Raw genomic sequence first — 18,216 nt, 5'->3', positions numbered from 1 at the left:
GGGCGTACCCTTCCCGCGCGCATATGCCACTGGCGATCGGAGGGTGCGCGGAGGATCCGGGCACGCGGACCGCCGCCGGTGGGGTACCGGCGGTGCGGTGTCGCGGTCGGTCCGGGGCGGTCCGGTGTGGTGCGGGCGGTGCCGGGGCGGGTGCGGTCAGTGCTCGCCGCTGTTGCGCTGCCGCTGCAGGCCGCGGCCGTACTCGATCATGCGGGCCGCGTAGTCCGCCGTCCACTCCACCCGGGAGCCGATCTCGGCCGGGCTGAGGGCGTCGAACCGCTTGGGATCGGCCAACTGCGCGGCGGCGATCGCCTGGTAGTCGGTGGCACGCTCCGCCGCGGCCCGGAAGGCCAGGGTCAACTCGGTGGACCGGCGGAGCAGTTCGCCCGGGTCCTCGATGCTCTCCAGGTCGAAGAAGCGCTCCGGCTCGGGCTCGTCGGACTGCGGCTCGAAGATCAGCTGGGCCGGCCGCAGCCGGCGGACGGGGGTGCCCGGGCCCTGGGCGGCCGGTGCGGAACGACCGCCCTGCTCGGACGCCGGCGACTGGGGATCGGGCATGGTGGGGCACCTCCGAGGGTGAGGGGGGACGAGGAGACGGTGCGTGGCCGTCGTCCATTGTCACGCGGCGACCGCCGGTAGCGGAACGGTCGGGTACCGATCCCTATTCCCGCAGGCGGTGGTGGGACGCCCGTCGCACGCCCCGGCGTCCTCCTTCACCTCGGCGGACGCCGCCCCACGCCCCCGCGCGGCCGCGGGGCACCGCCGCCGGCCCGTCGCCTCAGCCGCCCAGCCGGACCCGGTGCTCGGCCAGGTGCGCCAGCACCGCGTGGTTGGCCTCCCAGCCGTCCGGGAACTTCACCGCCACCCCCAGCTGCACCGGCTCGGCCGACGGGTGCTCGTCCAGCAGCTCGGCGATCCCGGCCCGGGCGACCACGATGCAGGCGTGCCGGTGCCGCGAGGCCAGCACGCACAGCCGGCCGGTCTCCAGGTGGAACGCCGTCGCGTCCGGCCGGCCGGACAGCGGGTGCAGCACCACCGTGACGTCGTACTCCCGGCCCTGCAGCCGGTTGGCGGTGTCCACCGTCACGGCCGGGCCGGCCGCCGGATCCACCGGCACCCCGAGGCCCGTCAGCGCGGCCCGGACCGCGGCCGCCTGGTCCCGGTGGGCCGTGCCCACGGCGATCCGGCCCGGGGTGAGCGGCGCCTCGCCCTGCTCGGAGTGCGCGGTCAGCCCCCGGTCCAGCAGTCGCCGCACGGTGGCCGCCACGGCCGCCACCGCCTGCGGATCCGTCCGGACCGTGTGCCGGGCCGGCAGCTCCAGCAGCGCCCAGCCGTGCTCCGCCGCCTCGTCGATCGCCGCGTCCACCGCCGAGCCGTCCGGCCGCACCGAGGCCGTCAGCCGCCGGTCGCCCGGACCCGTCCCCGAACGGAACGGCGTGTACGGGTAGAACGCCGCCGAGACCAGCGGCGCCGCCGAGGCCGGCAGCCGCCAGGACACCGGCAGCCGGTGCGGGCGGATCGCCGGGTTGTGCGCCAGCAGCGTCACCACCGCACTGCCGGACGGGTCGTACGACAGCCCGGCCCACTGCTCGGTGCCGACCACCGTGAACGGGTCCAACTGGCCCGGGTCGCCGACGAACAGCGCCCGCTCGAACAGCCGGGCCACCGCCAGCAGCGCGTCCGAGCGCATCTGGTACGCCTCGTCCACGATCGCGTGCCGCCAGGGCGCCTCGGCCTTCACCCACTGCCACTTGGCCGCGGTGGAGATCACCACGTCCTGCTCCAGCAGGTCGGCGACCTTCTCCGAGGCGGTCACCCCGGGATGCCGCAGCGCCTCCGGGGCCGGCCGGGAGTCGCTCGCGTGCAGCCGGCCGATGGACAGCTCCGGCCCCTTCTCGGCCAGCCGGTCCACCAGGTCGTCGACCTGACTGTTCGTCTGGGCGACGATCATCAGCCGCTCGCCGGCCGCGACCAGCTCCCGCGCGGCCCGGACCACCAGCGTGGACTTCCCCGCGCCGGGCGGGGAGTCCACCACCACACCCCGCGGATCCCCGGGCGCCGGGCGCACCGCGGCCTCCAGGATCGCCGCCACCGCCGCGTCCGCCGCCGCACCGGGCGGGAGGTCGGCGGGGCCGGCGAACGGCGGGGTGCCGCCCTGCGGGAACATCTGATGAACGGTCATGTCGCAGGTCATTCCCACTCGTCGGGGCCGCCGGATGAAGCCTGGTCGGCGCCCGGAGGTCCGCCGTGCGTCCACGGGGTGTCGTCCGGCTCCGGCAGCGGCGCGGACTGGCGCGGCGTCAGCTCGAACAGGGTGAAGGTCACCGTCTCCCCGGGCTCGGGCAGGCTGCCGGGCTCCGGCTCCCTGCGCCGGCCCATCCCGGACACCACCCGGACCGTCACCGTGCCCTCGGCCGGATCGGCCGCCACCACCACGGCCCGCTGCGCCGCCCCGCCACCCTGCCCCTCCGCCCGGGGCGCCCCCCAGGCCCGGTGCACCTCGCGGCCCGGATCGGCGTGCGGCCGGTCCGGCGTCCGCACCGTGACCAGCGGGCGCGGCTTGGGCGAGCGGCCCGAGGTGTCGTACTCCAGCGCCACCTCGACCACCTCGCCGCTGAACGCCTCCCCGGCCAGCCGGTGCTCGGCCATCACCAGCGGATCGTCCAGCGCCTCCTGGATGTCCAGCCGGACCTGCTCGCGCTCGCGCTGGGCCAGCTTGCGGGCGGCGGTCACCGCGTCGTCCCGCCGGGGCTGCGGGGGCTCACCGGCGGCGACCCGGTCCCGGTGGCCGGTGTACGACCAGCGGTCACCCTCCCAGCGCTCGGCCAGGTGCCCGGCCGCGGGCAGCGAGCGCAGCAGGTCCAGGCCGCGCCAGACGTCCTCCCAGGTCGGCAGCAGGGCCGACTCCAGCGCCGAGGCCAGCCGCTCCCGGGCGTCCTTGACCAGCAGCTCCGCGGCCTGCTGCCCGGCCCGGTCGGAGGGGCCCGGCCCGGCCGACCGCAGTGCCGCCACCGCGGCGTCGTGCCGGGAGATCGCCGGGGCCAGCACCTTCTCGTCGAACCGCGGGTCGGTGGCCGGGCCGGCCGGCGGGTGCACCAGCCGGCCCTCCGCGTCCCGCTCGGTCTCGGCCAGCTCGGCGGACCGCGCCCCGGACAGGCCCGGCGCGGGGAAGTGCCAGGCCAGCTGGGCGGCCAGGTGCTGGTCCTCCAGGTGGCTCTGGCCGGTGGCCCAGTGCCGGGCCAGCAGGCTGGTCATCGGCAGCAGCATGCAGGACCCGGGCACCTGGGCCCGCTCGGTCAGGTGGGTCAGCCAGCGGCCCAGCAGCGGCACCTGCGGGGGTGCCGGGTACGGCCCCGGATCGGGATCCTCGGCCGTCCGCCGGAACCGGGTGGAGCGGCCGAGCACCGCCAGGTGCTCCACCGCGCCCGGATTGGGCACGATCAGCTGCGGCGCGTCCGCACAGAGCTCCCGGACCACCGGCACCTTCTCGCCGGTCTCCGGATCCCGCTCGGAACCCTCCAGGTGCTCCACCTCGTCGCCGAAGGACTGCACGTACGGCAGCAGGTCGGCGGCGAACGCGGCGAGGAAGTCGAACCGCTGGGTGCGGTTGAGCGGCTGCGGCACCAGGTGCAGCCGCGGGGCCCGGCGGTCGGTGCCCAGCAGCACCGCCAGCGGCGCGCCCGACTCACCGGCCGCCGCCAGCGGGACGACCACCATCGGCCGCTCCGACAGGTGCCGGTGCCGGACCGTGGTCAGCGGCTCGGCCCGCCCGCCGCGCACCGCCCGCAACCGGGCCAGCGTGGTCAGCAGGCTCACCCGGCACCCCCGGCCGCCAGCGCCTCGTCCCGCAGCAGCGCCGCGTACGCCAGCCGGGTGGCGGCCTCGGCGCCGTCGTCCGCCGGATCCGGGGCGTCCGCCGCGCCCCGGGTGCCGCCTGGCTCCCGGCGGCCCTCGGCCGCGTCCAGCGCCTCGGCGACCGTCCGGATCGAGCCCAGCTCGCCGCGCACCCCGCGGCCCAGCTGCTCCACCGCGTCGGCGCAGCGGGCCTGGAACCGGCAGTGGAAGCCGAGCTCGCAGGTGGAGAGGCAGTCCGGGCTGTAGGCGGCGGGGACGGTGTCCACCGCCGCGGCCAGCTCCTCGGTGGGGCGGGTGGGGATGCCGCTGTCGTCCGGGGCGAGGTCGAAGGTCGTCCCGGGCGGGACGGCGGCCAGCAGCCGGTCGATGCCGGTCATCCGGGACAGCTGGCGGCGGGTGGTGGCCAGCTCCCGCCGGACGTCCACCAGCGCGGCGGTGGGGCCGGAGGAGAAGTCCTTCGGACAGACCAGCAGCATGGAGAGCGCCGGGCTGCCGGGCAGCTCCTGCTCCGCGTACGGCCCCCGGACGACCGCCGCCCCGGCCAGCTCGGCCGCCGTCTCCTGCAGGGCCAGGACGTACACCGCGGCCTGCCGGGCGGCGGCGCCGACCTTGGCCGGATCGGCCGAGCCGTCCAGCACCGGGAAGGACTTGATCTCCACCACCGTGCAGCGCCCGCCGTGCACCACCAGGGCGTCCGGCTCCAGGTAGGCCGGGCTGCCGGCCACGGTGAGCCGCAGCATCGGATGGTCCAGCAGCGTCCAGCCGTCCGGATCGGCGGCCGCGGCGGCGAGCGCCTCGCGGGTGCGGTCGGCCCGGACCGCCGGGGTGGAGCGGTGCAGCAGATCCGGCACCGCGGGCGGGGCGGCCCCCTCGGCGGGCAGGCCCAGGTGGCGGCGGAGCGGGCCGAGCAGGGCCGCGTACCCGTCCTCCTTGAGCCGGGCCTCGAAGACGTTGCCGCGGACGATGGCGAACGGTGACTGACCGAACGGCGCGGGGCGGCCGAGCCGCTGGGCCACGGCGGCCTTGTCGACCCCGGCGGCGTCGAGCAGGGCGCGGCGGCGGCAGCCGGGATTGGCGGCGAGCGCGGCGAGGGCGCGGGCGTCGAGACTGCGCTGCGGGACGCGGCCGCGCAGTTCGGAGAGCCGCTGCGCCGGCGACTCCGCGGGCCCGGGGATCAAGACGTTCATGGTGCGGCCCAGTGTTGCATCCGCCACCGACAAACGGGGTTCCGCCGGGCGAACCGGCCGTCCGGGGCGGGGGTTCGGGGATCGCTCCCCAGTCCGGGGGTGGTCAGGCGAGGTGGGCGCGGACCTGGTCGGCGAAGGCGGCGGGGTGGGTGAGGTTGCCGTTGTGGCCGCCGGGGAACTCGGCGAGTCCGGTGCCCAGTCCGGCCGCGGTGACCTCGGCGCAGCGGTAGTCGAACACCTCGCGCGGGGTGGTGCGGCCGGCGGCCGGGACGATCCGGGTCGGGCCGGCCGCCAGCGCGGCGAGGTCGGCGCGGGTGAGGGTGCCGCTCAGGACGGTGTCCACGTCCCGGGTGAGGAAGCCCTCGAAGGCGGCCCGGCGGGCCTCGGTGAACGGCTCGGGCCGGACCTCCGGCTCGGTCTCCTGGTGGTCGGGGGTGATGCCGAGCAGGGCGGTGACCGCCCGGACGGCCGGCTGCCAGCCCTCCTCGCGGTAGGTGCGCTGGACCTCGCGCAGCCGGCGCTCGGTGTCCGCGCGCTCGCCGGCCGGGAGCAGCTCGGGCGCGGCCGGCTCGTGGGCGATCAGGGCGGCCAGCCGGCCGGGCCGGCGCAGCGCCAGCTGGAGGCCGATCGCCGCGCCGAAGCTGCAGCCGAGCATCAGCGCCGGACGGTCCGTCAGGGCGGCCAGCAGGTGGTGGACGTCCTCGGCGTGGGTGGCCATGTCGACCGGCCGGGCGGGGTCGTCGGGGACGCTGCGGTGGAGGCCGCGGCGGTCGTAGGTGACCACGGTGAAGTCGGCGGCCAGCCGCTCGGTGAGGTCGCGGCCGCGGTCGGCGTCGCCCTCCCCGCTCTGCGCGATCAGCAGCAGCGGGCCCGAGCCGGTGACGCGGTAGTGGAGGCGGGTGCCGGGGACGGTCAGCAGGTTCGTCGTCGTCATGGCTCCACCGTATTGCATCAGATGAGATACATCAAGATAGATGCATTATTTTCCGATGCATCTCTTTCGATGTTCCGGTGTACCGTCGTGCCGTGAACGGACTCGAACTCTTCCTGCTGGGCCGGACCCTGATGAAGATCGGCGAGCAGGCCGTCCCGACCGACGGGCTCGGCCCGCAGGCCGCCGGTACCGGGGCCGCCGGCACCCGGGCCGTGCTGATCGTGCTGAGCGACGTCATCGAGCACCCCGACAGCGCCGTCGGCGAGATCGCCGCCCGGACCGGCCTGCCGCAGAGCCAGGTCTCCGGCTGCGTGGCCCGGCTGCGCGAGGCCGGCTCGGTGGTCACCGCCGCCGACCCGGCCGACCGGCGGCGCTCCCTGGTCCGCAAGGCCGCCGAGGTCTCCGAGCGCTCCGCCCGGGCCGCCGCCGCGCCGATCGACCCGCACCTCGCCGCCGCCCTCGACACCGAGGACCCGCGGGCCCTCGCCGAGGTCCTCGCCGCCCTGGACGTCCTCGGCCGCCACCTCACCCCGGCCTCCGTCCGCCGCCTGCGGGACGCCCGCGGCTGAGTCGTCCGGCGCGGGCGGCCCGGGCCGGGTGGGCCGGGCCCCGGGGGCCGGACCGTGGGAGGGGCGGGAGGCCACGGGGTGCGGGATCATGGTCGCCGGTCCTCAATGGCGAGCCCGGCCACTGCGAACCCCCGTCACGAGGAGACACCCATGCCCGCCCGCATCGTGCTCGTCCGCCACGGCGAGACCTCCTGGTCCGCCACCGGCCGCCACACCGGACGCACCGACGTTCCGCTCACCGAGGAGGGCCGCGCCATGGCCCGCGCCCTGGGCACCCGGCTGGCCGCCGCCCCCTGGAACGGCCTGCCCGGCGCCACCGTGCTCACCAGCCCGCTCTCCCGCGCCCGGGAGACCTGCGAACTGGCCGGCCTCGGCGACCGCGCCATCGAGCGCCCCGAGCTGATGGAGTGGGACTACGGCCGCTACGAGGGCCGCACCGGCGAGGACATCCGCGCCACCGACGAACCCGGCTGGCTGATCTGGCGGGACGGCGTCCCCGGCGGCGAGAAGCTCTCCGAGGTCGGCGCCCGCGCCGACGGCATCATCGCCGAGATCCACGACCTGCACGGCATCCCGCACGCCGCCACCACCACCATGCACTCGGCCGACCACGACGTGGTGGTCTTCGCCCACGGCCACCTGCTGCGCATCCTCACCGCCCGCTGGCTCGGCCTCCCGCCCGAGTACGCCCAGCGGTTCAAGCTCGGCCCGGCCTCGCTCTCGGTGCTCTCCTGGGAGTACGGGCTGCCGGCCGTCGAGATCTGGAACGACCACGGCCACCTCGCCCGCGTCTGAGCCGGGGGCTGTCGGAGGCCTCCCCCCCCGGAACTCCCGGGTCAGGCCGCCAGGGCGTCGTCGTACGCCTCCAGGAACGCCCGGACCTCCGGGACCGCGCGGTGCTCGCGCAGCCGCCCCGCGGTGTGCGCGAGCATCCCGCGGATCCGCGCCGACCGGACCTGCCCGAGCAGCGCCACCGCCGCCGTCCCGTGCTCGCCCGCGCCCGCCAGGTCCCCGCGGCCGAGCCGGTCGTGCGCCAACTCGGCGGTGTACAGCGCCCGGTTGCGGACGAAGTGCGGGTCCTGCAGGTCCATCGCCCGCACCGCCCGGTCGCTGGCCAGGTCCCACTCGCCCAGCGCCGACCAGCACTGCGCCTCCAGCCCGGCCAGCTCCGCCTCGCCGTAGAAGGACATCCACTCCGGGTCCTCGGCCGACCCGCCCCGGTCGAACAGGGTGTGCGCCAGCGCCAGTGACCGCTCGCACGCCGACCGGTCGCCCAGCACCGCCCAGGCGCCCGCCTCCCGCATCGCCAGCAGCGACCGCAGCCGCGCCGAGGAGAGCCGCCGCGCGGCCGACTGCCCCGCCTGCGCCGCCCGCAGCGCCTCCCGCGGCCGGCCGGCGTCCCGGGCCAGGAAGGCGCTGTTGCAGAACACATGCGCCTCCAGCGCCGCGTCCCCCGCCATCCGGGCGGTGGCCAGCGCCTCCGAGTAGAACGACCTGGCGTCCGCCAGCCGGTTCGAGTCGTGCGCCAACCAGCCGACCGAGATGGCCAGTTCACCCGCGCTCGACTGCAGCCGGCGCTCGGTCGCGGCCGAGTAGTCGCCGTCGTTGAGCAGTACGTACGCGTGCCGCAACGACTGGCCCGCCATCTCGAACAGGGCGTCCGCGCCGTGCGCGTCGTCCAGCAGCCGGATGTCGCGGACCGCCTGCTCCACCCCCATCACCTCGGCCGCGCCCACCTTCCGGGCGGCGTCCACCGCCTGCCGCGGTGCGGGCGGCACGGCGGCCGCGGCCGGCGCGGGCCGGTCCAGGCCGAGCGCGGCCGCCAGGGCGGTCGAACCGCCCAGGAACGTACGACGACGCACGTCGTCCCTCTCCTCGTCGGACAGCGGCGGACCCGCGGGCGGGGCCACCGCCGCCAGGGGCGGCCCGACGGCCGGCCGGCGGCGGACCGCCGACCGCGGCGCGAACCCGAGGTCCTCCAGCGAACGGCCCGGCCACATGTGCCGGAACACCCGCTCGTAGGCGTAGTTGGGGCAGCGGATCTCGCCGGCCTCCACCCGGCCGACATAGCGCGCGTCGCAGGACACGTGCTCGCCGATCTCCCGGGCGGCCCGGCGGACCGCGGTGGCGAACTCGCCGGGGGAGAGGTCGCCGCGCAGCTCCCGCATCACGAGGTTGGGGGCGGCCGGCGCGGAGCCGGGCCCGTCCGGTCTCGTGGCTGCCATGCTGCGCTCCGAGGTCGTGCCGCTGAGGCGTCGCGGCGGGCCCCTGTCAGGTGGGCCCGCCGACGACGGGACGACAGTACCGGGAGTCACGACTCGGATACCGCGCGTATCGGATCACCGGTCGGGCAATCACGGACAATCCGGGCGACCTCGCCGGGTTCCGCCATGAAATGCCATGGCTTGCTGTACACCACCCCGTGGCCTGACCGGCCCTCCCCGCGTTGTCCTGGTACGTGGCAGCCCTGGAGGCCCGCCCCGCCCCGCGCTGACCGGGACGGCGGCGGTCGGCGGCCGGCACCCGACTGGGCTCGGCGGGGTCGGCCGACCGACACTCGACCGAGTGACCCGGGCTCCGACCTGACGAGGTGACAGGAGGGCCCCATGGCCACCGGAGTGCCCCAGTACCGGCTCCCGGCCGCCCCCCGTGTGCCAGCGGGGCACGCCCCGGCGCTGGTGCCCCAGGGCGGCGAGTTCGACCGGCTCGGAGCGGGCGGCGGACGCGCCCGCCCCTCGGACCGGCCCGCGCCTGCCCCCGCCTCCGTCGACCGGTACGACGCCGTCACCGTCACCGTGCGGCACGGACTGGAGACCGTGGACATCCTCCGGCTGCGGCGGGCCTGCGGCGCGGTCCTCCAGACCGCCGGCGGCACCGCGGTCACCTTCCTGGTGCCCGCCGGGACGGCCGACAGCTGGCACCTGCCCGGCAGCATCTGTACCCCCGGACCCGTCCTGCCGTCCGCCACCGACCCACGCTGGCTGATGCCGCCCGCCGGCCCGGACGCCACCCCCCGACCCACGGACGCCTGGGTCCTCCGCTCCGCCCTCTGCGAGGCCGCCTGCACCCTCACCGCAGGCGGCCTCGGCCCGTTCTAGCCACCCGCACCCGGTGATCCCCCGGGAGCAGGACCTCCTTCCGTCCGCACCCGGCGCCCCCACCCCTCCCTCCCCGGCCGTCCCGCAGGCCCCCGCTGGATAATGGTCCGCATGGGACGCAGCAGGTCAGGCCGAATACGCACCGCCGAGCAGGACCCCGCCGACCCCGGAACCGCCCCCACCCCGGCCGCCGGCCGGACCCCCGCCACGGGCCGTACCCACGCCCAGGGCCCACTGCTCCACCCGGTCGCCTCCGGCACCGCCGAACTCCGCCCCGACCGCGACCGCCCCCGCGCCTGGCACCTGCTGCTGGACGGCGCACCCCAGTCCCTGGTCGACCTGGCCGACCCCACCCACCTCGGCTTCACGTACCAGCGCCGCCTCGGCCACCTGATCGACCTGGCCGCTCCCGCCGGCAAGCCCGTCACCGTGCTGCACCTCGGCGGCGGCGCCCTCACCCTGGCCCGCTACACCGCGACGACCCGGCCGCGCTCCCGCCAGCAGGTCGCCGAGATCGACACCCGCCTGACCGAACTGGTCCGCACCGAACTCCCGTTGGAGCGCAGCTGGCAGATCCGGGTCCGCGGCGCGGACGCCCGCGCGGTGCTGGAACGCGCGCCCGAGGGTGCGGCCGACCTGGTGATCGCGGACGTGTTCTCCGGGGCGCGGGTCCCGGGCCACTGCGCCACACGGGAGTTCGCCGAACTGGCGGCCCGCGCGCTCGCCCCCACCGGACGGTTCGCCGCCAACATCACCGACGGCGCCGGCCTTCCCTTCGCCCGGGCCCAGGTCGCCACCCTGCGGGCGGTGTTCCCCGAGGTCTGCCTGGTGGCCGACCCGGCCGTGCTGCGCGGCAAGCGGTTCGGCAACCTGATCCTGGCCGCCTCCCACCAGCCGCTCCCGCTCGACGAGTTGGGCCGCCGGGTCGCCACCGACCCGTCCCACGGCCGGATCGAACACGGCCGCTCCCTGGCGGACTTCACCGCCGGGGCCGTCCCGGCCACCGACGCCACCGCCGTCCCGTCCCCCGCCCCGCCGGACGGCGTCTTCCACTGAGGCGCCCCCTGAGGCCGCCAGGGGCGACCCCGCCCAGCAGCGCCTCAGTGCCCGCGCCGCAGCCCGCGGTGCCGGTACAGCGCGACCCCCGACAGCAGGGCGCCCAGCGTGATCGGCGCCAGGACCGCCGTCCCGCAGTCGGTGTCCGCAGCCGGCGCCGGGGTGGCGGCCGTGAGGGCGAACGGGCTCGTGGTGAGCGGGAGTTCGGCGCTCTCCGGCCGGGCCGCCGGCACCACGGCCGCCACCGCCCGGGGGACCGGCCGCTCCGCGGTCACCGGCAGCGCGGCGCCGCCGCCCGGCGTCCGCTGCGCCGGGACGACCACCCCGGGGACACCGCGGATCCCGGCCGGATCCGCGCTGTCGGGCACCCCCGGCGTACCGGACCGGGAGGCCCGCGCGGTCTCCTCGCCGCGGTGCTGGGAGGGCACGGAGGGCAGCAGCGAGCCGGCGATCGCGAACGCGTCCGGCACGGGGGCCTGTTGGCCGGGCAGCGGCAGCCCGCCCGCCCGGATCTGCTCCTGGAGCAGCCGCTCCACCGGCGCGGTGGGATGCTCCAGCGCCGGTGCGGCGGTCTCGGCCAGCGTGCCGATCGCGGCGTCGGCCCGGCTCACCAGCCCGGCCCCGGGCTCCCCGGCTGCGGCGTGCGCGTCGGCCACCCCCAGGGCCAGCCCCCACAGTTGGGCCAGCAGCGCGCCCAGCCCTGCGGCCACCACCCTGGACCGGCCGGGGCGGCGCCGAGCGGCGGGGCGGCCCCGGCCGGGCTCGTCCTGCGGGGTTCTCGGATGTTTGGCTCGCACGTGGAGGGAGAACGAGCGAGCCCCCCGCGAGGTTACGCCCGCTGGTCACTCTGAGTGATCTTCGCCGGGTGGGCGCGGCCGGTCAGGCGAGCCCGCCCCGCCGGATCACCTCGGCGTACCAACGGGCGCTGGCCTTGGGAGTCCTGGCCAGCGTGGCGTAGTCCACGTGCACCGCGCCGAACCGCTTGCCGTAGCCGTACGCCCACTCGAAGTTGTCCAGCAGTGACCACAGGTAGTACCCGCGGACGTCGGCACCGGCCGCGAGGGCGCGGGCCACGGCGGCGAGGTGCTGGTCGAGGTAGGCGATCCGCTCGGGGTCGGTGACGCTGCCGTCGGGGGCGACGGTGTCCTCGAAGGCGGCGCCGTTCTCGGTGACCAGCAGCGGCAGGTCCGGGTGGGCCCGGTGCAGGTCCAGCAGCAGGTCGGTGAGCCCGGTGGCGTCGATCGGCCAGTCCATCGCGGTGACCTCGCCGGGGGCGCGGTGGAAGGCCACCTGCTCGGCGCCCGGCCAGGGGGAGTGGGGGCTTGCGCCGTGTCCGTCGTGCCGGGGCGGCCGGGCGGCGTCCGTGGCGTCCGCGGCGTCCGCCGTGTTCGCGGTGTCCGCGGCGGAGACCAGCGTCGGGGTGTAGTAGTTGACGCCGAGCAGGTCGATCGGGCGGGAGATCTCGGCGAGGTCCCCGGGCCGGACCAGCTCCGACCAGTCCACGAGGTGGGCGGTGTCCGCGAGCAGGTCCTCCGGGTAGCGGCCGGAGAGCATCGGGCCGGTGAAGATCCGGTTGCCCACCGCGTCGATCCGGCGGGCGGCCTCCCGGTCCTCCGGGGTGTCGCCGAGCGGGCGGACCTGGTGCAGGTTGAGCGAGACCGAGACCTCCGCCGCCGGCGGCAGGGCCGCGCGCAGGGCGCCGACCGCGAGCCCGTGGCCGAGGTTGAGGTGGTGGGCGGCCCGCAGCGCGTCGGCGGGGCTGGTCCGGCCGGGGGCGTGCACCCCGGAGCCGTACCCGAGAAAGGCGCTGCACCAGGGCTCGTTGAGGGTGGTCCAGACGGCCACCCGGTCGCCGAGCGCCTCGGCGGCCAGCGCGGCGTACTCGGCGAAGCGGTACGCGGTGTCCCGGTGCGGCCAGCCGCCGCTGTCCTCCAGGTGCTGGGGGAGGTCCCAGTGGTAGAGGGTGGCCACCGGGCGGATGCCGCGGGCCAGCAGCTCGTCGGTCAGCGCCCGGTAGAAGTCCAGCCCGCGCTCCACGGCCGGGCCGCGTCCGGTGGGCTGGATCCGGGGCCAGGAGAGCGAGAACCGGTACGAGGTGAGGCCGAGGTCGGCCATCAGCCGGACGTCCTCGCGGAAGCGGTGGTAGTGGTCCACGGCCGTGTCGCCGGTGTCGCCGTTGACCACCTTGCCGGGCGTGTGGCTGAAGGTGTCCCAGATGGACGGGGTCCGGCCGCCCTCGGTGGCCGCGCCCTCCACCTGGTACGCGGCGGTGGCCGCGCCCCAGGCGAACCCGGGCGGGAAGGCGGCCCGGAGACCGGTCGCGGCGGCGGCGTCGGTGAGCTCGGTGGATCCGGTGAGCTCGGTGGATCTGGTGGTCCCGGCGGGTTCGGCGGTCTGCTGGTGCCGGGGGCGGGGGGCCTGCGGGCCGGTGCGGTGCGTGGGGGTGACGGTCATGCGGGAGCGCTCCCATGAGATCGGGGGGACGGGGTCGGTCACTGGTGGTCAGCTCTTCACGGCGCCGGCCGTGATGCCGCCCACGATGTGCTTCCCCAGGACGGCGAAGACCAAGAGCAGCGGGAGGGTGCCGACCAGGGCGCCGGTCATCACCACCGCCTGGTTGATGTCGTGCCCGCTGCCGCCGCCGATCGCCGACAGGGCCACCTGCACGGTCGGGTTCTGCTGGGTCAGGACGACGAACGGCCAGAAGAAGTCGTTCCAGGACTGGACGAAGACCAGCATGCCCAGCACCGCCATCGCCGGCCGGGCCACCGGGAACACCACGTGCCAGATGATCCGCAGGCTGTGCGCGCCGTCCACCCGGGCCGCCTCGACCAGCTCGGTCGGCAGCGCCTCCAGCAGGAACTGCCGCATGAAGAACACCCCGAACGCGGCCACCAGCGAGGGCAGGATCACCGCCTGCAGCTGGTTGCCCCAACCGAGGTCGGTGATGATCCGGTACAGCGGGATCACGCTGAGCTGCGGCGGCACCGTCATGGTGGCCACGACCAGGGTCAGCAGCGCGTTCCGGCCGCGGAAGCGCAGTTTGGCGAAGGCGAACCCGGCCAGGGTGGCGAACAGCACGGTGGAGAGCGCCACACAGCCCGCCACCACGGTGGAGTTGAGCAGCGCCTTCCCCAGCTCGGCCTGCTCCCAGGCGGTGGAGACGTTGTGCCACAGCTCCCCGCCGGGCACCAGCGGCGGCGGGGACTGGGCCACCCGCTCGCCGGTCGAACTCGCCGCCACGAAGGTCCAGTACAGCGGGAAGAGCGAGACCACGGCGGCCAGGCCGAGCAGCAGGTACGCCAGCGGGCCGGCCTTGTCCTGGTCGCCCGCGCCCGGGCGGAAGCGGCGGCGGGGTGGGGGCGGTGCGGCGGGCCCGGCGGGCGTGGGTGCGGTGGGTACGGCGGGTCCGGTGGGTGCGGTCGCGGCCATGGTCAGCCTTCCTGGGGCGCACGGTTGCGGCGGGCGATCAGGTACTGCACGGCGCCGATCAGCAGCAGGATCAGCAGCATGCTCCAGGCCACCGCCGCGGCCCGGCCCAACTGGCGGCTCGGCCAACCGAGTTCGTACATGTAGAGGGCCAGCGTCTGGTACTGGTGGGCGGATCCGCCGCTCACCCCGACTCCGCCGCCGAACAGCAGCGGCTCGCCGAAGAGTTGGGTGGCGCCGATCGTCGAGACCACGGCGGTGAACAGGATGGTCGGCCGGATGGACGGGACGGTGACCCGGGTGAACTGCTGCCAGCGCGAGGCCCCGTCCAGGCTCGCTGCCTCGTACAGGTCCTTGGGGACGGACTGCATGGCGGCCAGGTAGATCAGCGCGTTGTAGCCGGTCCACCGCCAGGTGACCACGGTGGAGATGGCGATCTGGGCCGGCCAGGTGTCCGCGTACCAGTCGGGCCGGACGCCGACCAGCGACAGGAACCAGTTGACCAGCCCGTAGTCCGGGTTGAACAGCTGGACGAACACCAGGGTGGCCGCCGCGATCGAGGTGGCGTACGGGGCGAGCACCGCCACCCGTAGGAAACCCCGGCCGCGCAGGCGGTAGTTGAGCAGGTGGGCCAGGCCCAGGGCCATCAGCAGCTGGGGGACGGTGGAGAGCACCCCGATGGTGACGGTGTTCCCCAGCGCGTTGCGGAACTGCTCGCCGCGGTCGGCGTCCAGCAGGCGGGCGTAGTTGTCCAGGCCGAGCCAGCTCATGGCGTCCGGGTCGAGCAGGTCGACCCGGTGCAGCGACAGCCAGCCCGTCCAGACCAGCGGGAACAGGCCGAAGGCGGCGAAGCAGAGGAAGAACGGGGCGACGAATACGTACGGCGAGGCCCTGACGTCGAACCGGTGGAGGCGCGAGCGCAGGCCGCGGGGCCCGGGCGTGGCGGATGTGTCGGTCAGCGGCTTGGCGGCCGGGCGGGCGGCTGCCTGATGGGCGGCGGCCTGGTGGGCGGCCGAGTCGTCCTCGGCCGCGGCTCGGGTGGAGGGGGCCACGGGGGTGTCCTTCCCGAAGGTGGCGGTGGGGCGGGTGGTGGTTCGGTGCGGCAAGGGCGCGGTGCCCGGCCGGGAGGGTGGTCCGCCGGCCGGGCGCGTCGACCGCCCGGGTGCCCGGGGCCCGCGGGAGCCGGGCCGCCGGGAGGGGATCAGCCGACCTTGTCCGCGACCAGCTTCAGCACGTTCTGCCACGCCTTCGCCGGGTCGGTGCCGTGCTCCTCGATGTCGAGGACGCCGTTGTCGGTGATCACGGTCTTGACCGTGCCGTCCTGCTCTCCGATCGGGGCGGGCTTGATGGCCTGCGCGGTGGAGGCGAAGATCTGGCCGGTCGGGGTGTCGCCGAAGTAGTCCAGCTTCGCGCCCTGGACGGCCGGCTGCTGCAGTCCGCCGACGGTCGACGGGAGGTTGCCGACCTTGGTGAAGACCTTGGCCTGCTGCTCCGGCGCGGTCAGCCAGGCGGCCAGCGCGGCCGCCTCCTTCTGGTGCTTGCCCGCCTTCGGGACGGTCAGGAAGGCACCGCCCCAGTTACTGGCCACCGGCGCCGCGGCGATGTCCCACTTGCCCTTGCCCGCGTCACCGGAGTACTTGCTGATCAGGCCGGTCATCCAGGACGGGCAGACCACGGTGGCGAACTTGCCGTTGGCGAAGGCCGCGTTCCACGGGTCCTGGAACTGCCGCAGACCGGCGCTGATCTTCGCCTGCGAGGCCGAGACCGCGACGTCCCACGCCTTCTTCACCCCCGGGCTGTCCTTGAAGACCAGCTTCCCGGCGTCGTTCGAGTACTGCTGCGGCTCGGCGGAGAGCGCGGCGTTGAACAGGCCGCTCGCCGAGTCGGTGAAGAACGTCCCCGCCTGCGCCTTGGCCTGGTACTGCCGGCCCGCCTCGACGAACTTCGACCAGTCGCCCTGCCAGAGCTTGGCCACCTCGGCCCGGTCGGTGGGCAGCCCGGCCTGCTCGAACAGGTCCTTGCGGTAGCAGACCGCCATCGGGCCGATGTCGGTCCCGAGCCCGATCAGGGCGCCGTTCGCGGTGGTGGCCTGCTTGGACTTCCAGGGCAGCCAGTTGGCCGGGTTCACCCCGTCCACCGTGCGCAGGTCGGTGAACTTGCCGGCCAGGGTGCCGGTGGCCTGGGCGATGTACCCCACCTCCACCGCCTGGATGTCGGCGAGCCCGCTGCCGGCGCCGAGGTGGGTGGTCAGCGCGTCCCAGTACTTCTGGCCGTCCTGGGTGGTCTCGTACTTGATCGTGATGTTCGGGTGGGCGGCCGTGTACTCGTCGTACAGGCCCGCCTCCTTGTAGCCGAAGGTGCCGAAGTCGCCCACGGTGAGGGTGATCCGGTCGCCCGAGCCGCCCGAGCCCGAGCCGTCCGAGGCGTGGGTGGAGCCGCTGCCGCAGGCGGTGAGCAGCAGGGCGGAGGAGGCGAGGACGGCGGTGGCGAGGACGGCGGCTCTGCGGGGGCGGGAGGTGGTGCGCATGGCGGTCTCCTTGTTCCGGGTGGGGATCGGGGTGCGGCGCGGTCGGGTGGTGCGTCTCGTCGGTGAAGGGTCCGGTGCCGGGCCCCAGTGGCGGGCCCGGTGGTGGTGTGGTTCGCCGGAATCCGTGCGGTGGCACGGGAGTTGTGCGGTGGTCCCGGTGTGGTTCGGGGGGATCCGCGGTCGGCGTGGTGCGGGTGGTGCCGACGGCGGGTGATCGGCGCTAGAGTGTGGACCGGCAGTGTGGGAGCGCTCCCACGCGGCCTGCCGGAAGGTTCCACGGTGAAGGGGGCAGGTGTCAAGACATGGCGGCGGATCCGTGGTCGGACCGGTGGGGACGGCGGTGAGCGGCCCCCACCGGGGCTCCGGTCCACCGGCCCGCCGGTACCGGCCACAATGGGCGGAAGCCCCCGACCGGGCCGCCCGGAATCCCGCGCCCCGAGAGGGCGTCCAGAACGCCGAGAGGTGAGCGATGAGCCAGACCGGACAGGGCCCCGAGGGCGCCCGGGGCGGCGCCGGCGCCGGTGGCCGCGGCTCCGCGCGCCCCACGCTGGAGGAGGTGGCCGCGCTCGCCGGCGTCGGCCGCGGCACCGTGTCCCGCGTGATCAACGGCTCGCCCCGGGTCAGCGAGAAGGCCCGCGAGGCCGTCCGGTCCGCCATCGCCGAACTCGGCTACGTCCCCAACCGGGCCGCCCGCACCCTGGTCACCTCACGGACCGACGCGGTGGCCCTGGTGGTGCCCGAGGCCGAGACCCGGCTGTTCTCCGAGCCGTACTTCTCCGACATCATCAGCGGCGTCTCCGCCGAACTGGCCGAGACCGACATGCAGCTGCTGCTCATCCTGGTCCGCAACCAGCGCGAACGGGACCGCCTCGCCGCCTACCTCACCGCCCAGCGGGTGGACGGGGTGCTACTGGTGTCGGTCCATCAGGACGACCCGCTGCCCGGACTGCTGGAGAGCCTGGAGATCCCGTCCGTCCTGGCCGGCCGCCGGGGCGAGCAGGAACCGCTCAGCTACGTCCACGCCGACAACGCCGGCGGCGCCAGGATGGCCGTACGGCACCTGCTGCGGCGCGGCTGCACCTCGGTGGCCACCATCACCGGCCCGCTGGACATGGAGGTGGCCCACGCCCGCCTCGGCGGCTACCGGCGGGCCCTGGAGGAGGCCGGGGTCCCGTACCGGGAGGAGCTCGTCGGGCTCGCCGACTTCACCGAGGACGGCGGCCGGGCGGCGATGCGGGAACTGCTCGACCGGGTGCCGGGGCTGGACGCGGTGTTCTGCGCCTCGGACGTGATGGCGGCGGGGGCGATGCAGGTGCTGCGCGCCGCCGGGCGGCGGGTGCCTGACGACGTCGCGGTGATCGGGTTCGACGACTCCATCGTGGCCCGGCACACCGACCCGCCGATGACCAGCGTCCGGCAGCCCATCGAGGAGATGGGACGGACCATGGCCCGCCTCCTCCTCGACGAGATCACCGAAGCCGGCCGCGCCCGCCGCCAGGTCGTCCTCGCCACGGAACTCGTCGTCCGCGACTCCGCCTGAACGCGACTCCGCCTGAACGCG

General features: G+C 75.8%; 16 protein-coding genes. 5 read left to right on the top strand and 11 right to left on the bottom strand.

The features are described from left to right. Positions 1–156: 156 nt before the first annotated feature. The 5 genes from ABWK59_RS12770 to ABWK59_RS12750 form a co-directional block, all read right to left on the bottom strand. Positions 157–558 carry a hypothetical protein gene (locus ABWK59_RS12770; RefSeq protein ID WP_354640606.1) on the bottom strand — a complete coding sequence of 134 codons (402 nt, stop codon included), beginning with the start codon at positions 556–558 and terminating at the stop codon, positions 157–159. A gap of 220 nt (positions 559–778) precedes the next feature. Beyond that, a complete protein-coding gene (locus ABWK59_RS12765; protein ID WP_354644931.1) occupies positions 779–2,167 on the bottom strand; it encodes an AAA domain-containing protein in 1,389 nt (462 codons plus the stop codon). Positions 2,168–2,190: 23 nt separating this feature from the next. Beyond that, the gene (locus ABWK59_RS12760; RefSeq protein ID WP_354640604.1) at positions 2,191–3,816 is read right to left on the bottom strand and encodes a hypothetical protein; all 1,626 of its coding nucleotides are present in this window, start codon (positions 3,814–3,816) and stop codon (positions 2,191–2,193) included. Further along, positions 3,813–5,042 (bottom strand): hypothetical protein, encoded by a 1,230-nt coding sequence (locus ABWK59_RS12755; RefSeq protein WP_354640602.1) that lies wholly within the window; start codon positions 5,040–5,042, stop codon positions 3,813–3,815. Before ABWK59_RS12755 ends, ABWK59_RS12760 begins: the two co-directional genes overlap by 4 nt. 103 nt (positions 5,043–5,145) lie before the next feature. Further along, positions 5,146–5,976 carry an alpha/beta fold hydrolase gene (locus ABWK59_RS12750; protein WP_354640600.1) on the bottom strand — a complete coding sequence of 277 codons (831 nt, stop codon included), beginning with the start codon at positions 5,974–5,976 and terminating at the stop codon, positions 5,146–5,148. Between the two features lie 92 nt (positions 5,977–6,068). On the opposite strand from ABWK59_RS12750, the gene ABWK59_RS12745 reads away from it, so the two are divergent. Both ABWK59_RS12745 and ABWK59_RS12740 read left to right on the top strand, forming a co-directional pair. Further along, a complete protein-coding gene (locus tag ABWK59_RS12745) occupies positions 6,069–6,545 on the top strand; it encodes a helix-turn-helix domain-containing protein (RefSeq protein WP_354640598.1) in 477 nt (158 codons plus the stop codon). 150 nt (positions 6,546–6,695) lie between these two features. Continuing rightward, the gene (locus ABWK59_RS12740; protein ID WP_354640596.1) at positions 6,696–7,340 is read left to right on the top strand and encodes a histidine phosphatase family protein; all 645 of its coding nucleotides are present in this window, start codon (positions 6,696–6,698) and stop codon (positions 7,338–7,340) included. A gap of 41 nt (positions 7,341–7,381) precedes the next feature. Here ABWK59_RS12740 and ABWK59_RS12735 read toward each other — a convergent pair whose 3' ends face one another. After that, positions 7,382–8,770 carry a tetratricopeptide repeat protein gene (locus ABWK59_RS12735; protein ID WP_354640594.1) on the bottom strand — a complete coding sequence of 463 codons (1,389 nt, stop codon included), beginning with the start codon at positions 8,768–8,770 and terminating at the stop codon, positions 7,382–7,384. A gap of 381 nt (positions 8,771–9,151) precedes the next feature. Here ABWK59_RS12735 and ABWK59_RS12730 point away from each other — a divergent pair, with 381 nt between their 5' ends. Further along, positions 9,152–9,643 carry a hypothetical protein gene (locus ABWK59_RS12730; RefSeq protein ID WP_354640592.1) on the top strand — a complete coding sequence of 164 codons (492 nt, stop codon included), beginning with the start codon at positions 9,152–9,154 and terminating at the stop codon, positions 9,641–9,643. Positions 9,644–9,745: 102 nt separating this feature from the next. Next, on the top strand, positions 9,746–10,699 hold the full coding sequence (locus ABWK59_RS12725) for a spermidine synthase (protein ID WP_420492773.1): 954 nt from the start codon (positions 9,746–9,748) through the stop codon (positions 10,697–10,699). A gap of 44 nt (positions 10,700–10,743) precedes the next feature. Here the strand turns inward: ABWK59_RS12725 and ABWK59_RS12720 are convergent, their stop codons facing one another. The 5 genes from ABWK59_RS12720 to ABWK59_RS12700 all read right to left on the bottom strand — a co-directional run bounded on the left by ABWK59_RS12720 (position 10,744) and on the right by ABWK59_RS12700 (position 16,655). Beyond that, complete coding sequence (locus ABWK59_RS12720) at positions 10,744–11,409, bottom strand: hypothetical protein (RefSeq protein ID WP_354640588.1); 666 nt, start codon at positions 11,407–11,409, stop codon at positions 10,744–10,746. 169 nt (positions 11,410–11,578) lie between these two features. Then, the gene (locus ABWK59_RS12715) at positions 11,579–13,153 is read right to left on the bottom strand and encodes a glycoside hydrolase family 1 protein (RefSeq protein WP_354640586.1); all 1,575 of its coding nucleotides are present in this window, start codon (positions 13,151–13,153) and stop codon (positions 11,579–11,581) included. 48 nt (positions 13,154–13,201) lie between these two features. Then, complete coding sequence (locus ABWK59_RS12710; RefSeq protein WP_354640584.1) at positions 13,202–14,131, bottom strand: carbohydrate ABC transporter permease; 930 nt, start codon at positions 14,129–14,131, stop codon at positions 13,202–13,204. 2 nt (positions 14,132–14,133) lie between these two features. Next, the gene (locus ABWK59_RS12705) at positions 14,134–15,180 is read right to left on the bottom strand and encodes a carbohydrate ABC transporter permease (protein WP_420492772.1); all 1,047 of its coding nucleotides are present in this window, start codon (positions 15,178–15,180) and stop codon (positions 14,134–14,136) included. A gap of 149 nt (positions 15,181–15,329) precedes the next feature. Further along, positions 15,330–16,655: an ABC transporter substrate-binding protein gene (locus ABWK59_RS12700; RefSeq protein WP_354640582.1), complete on the bottom strand. Its 1,326-nt coding sequence runs from the start codon at positions 16,653–16,655 to the stop codon at positions 15,330–15,332. 469 nt (positions 16,656–17,124) lie between these two features. Between ABWK59_RS12700 and ABWK59_RS12695 the strand changes: the two genes are divergently transcribed. Then, positions 17,125–18,195 (top strand): LacI family DNA-binding transcriptional regulator, encoded by a 1,071-nt coding sequence (locus ABWK59_RS12695; protein ID WP_354640580.1) that lies wholly within the window; start codon positions 17,125–17,127, stop codon positions 18,193–18,195. The last annotated feature ends 21 nt before the right edge of the window (positions 18,196–18,216 follow it).

The sequence above is a fragment of the Kitasatospora sp. HUAS MG31 genome (assembly GCF_040571325.1).
GTDB lineage: Bacteria > Actinomycetota > Actinomycetes > Streptomycetales > Streptomycetaceae > Kitasatospora > Kitasatospora camelliae.
Note: the sequence above shows the minus strand (reverse complement) of the source record. Positions and strands in the feature narration are given on the sequence as shown.

Coding starts and splice junctions, on each gene's coding strand:
- ABWK59_RS12770 (WP_354640606.1), bottom strand. CDS start 558: ATGCCCGATCCCCAGTCGCCGGCGTCCGAGCAGGGCGGTCGTTCCGCA.
- ABWK59_RS12765 (WP_354644931.1), bottom strand. CDS start 2,167: ATGTTCCCGCAGGGCGGCACCCCGCCGTTCGCCGGCCCCGCCGACCTC.
- ABWK59_RS12755 (WP_354640602.1), bottom strand. CDS start 5,042: ATGAACGTCTTGATCCCCGGGCCCGCGGAGTCGCCGGCGCAGCGGCTC.
- ABWK59_RS12750 (WP_354640600.1), bottom strand. CDS start 5,976: ATGACGACGACGAACCTGCTGACCGTCCCCGGCACCCGCCTCCACTAC.
- ABWK59_RS12740 (WP_354640596.1), top strand. CDS start 6,696: ATGCCCGCCCGCATCGTGCTCGTCCGCCACGGCGAGACCTCCTGGTCC.
- ABWK59_RS12735 (WP_354640594.1), bottom strand. CDS start 8,770: ATGGCAGCCACGAGACCGGACGGGCCCGGCTCCGCGCCGGCCGCCCCC.
- ABWK59_RS12730 (WP_354640592.1), top strand. CDS start 9,152: ATGGCCACCGGAGTGCCCCAGTACCGGCTCCCGGCCGCCCCCCGTGTG.
- ABWK59_RS12725 (WP_420492773.1), top strand. CDS start 9,746: ATGGTCCGCATGGGACGCAGCAGGTCAGGCCGAATACGCACCGCCGAG.
- ABWK59_RS12715 (WP_354640586.1), bottom strand. CDS start 13,153: ATGACCGTCACCCCCACGCACCGCACCGGCCCGCAGGCCCCCCGCCCC.
- ABWK59_RS12710 (WP_354640584.1), bottom strand. CDS start 14,131: ATGGCCGCGACCGCACCCACCGGACCCGCCGTACCCACCGCACCCACG.
- ABWK59_RS12700 (WP_354640582.1), bottom strand. CDS start 16,655: ATGCGCACCACCTCCCGCCCCCGCAGAGCCGCCGTCCTCGCCACCGCC.
- ABWK59_RS12695 (WP_354640580.1), top strand. CDS start 17,125: ATGAGCCAGACCGGACAGGGCCCCGAGGGCGCCCGGGGCGGCGCCGGC.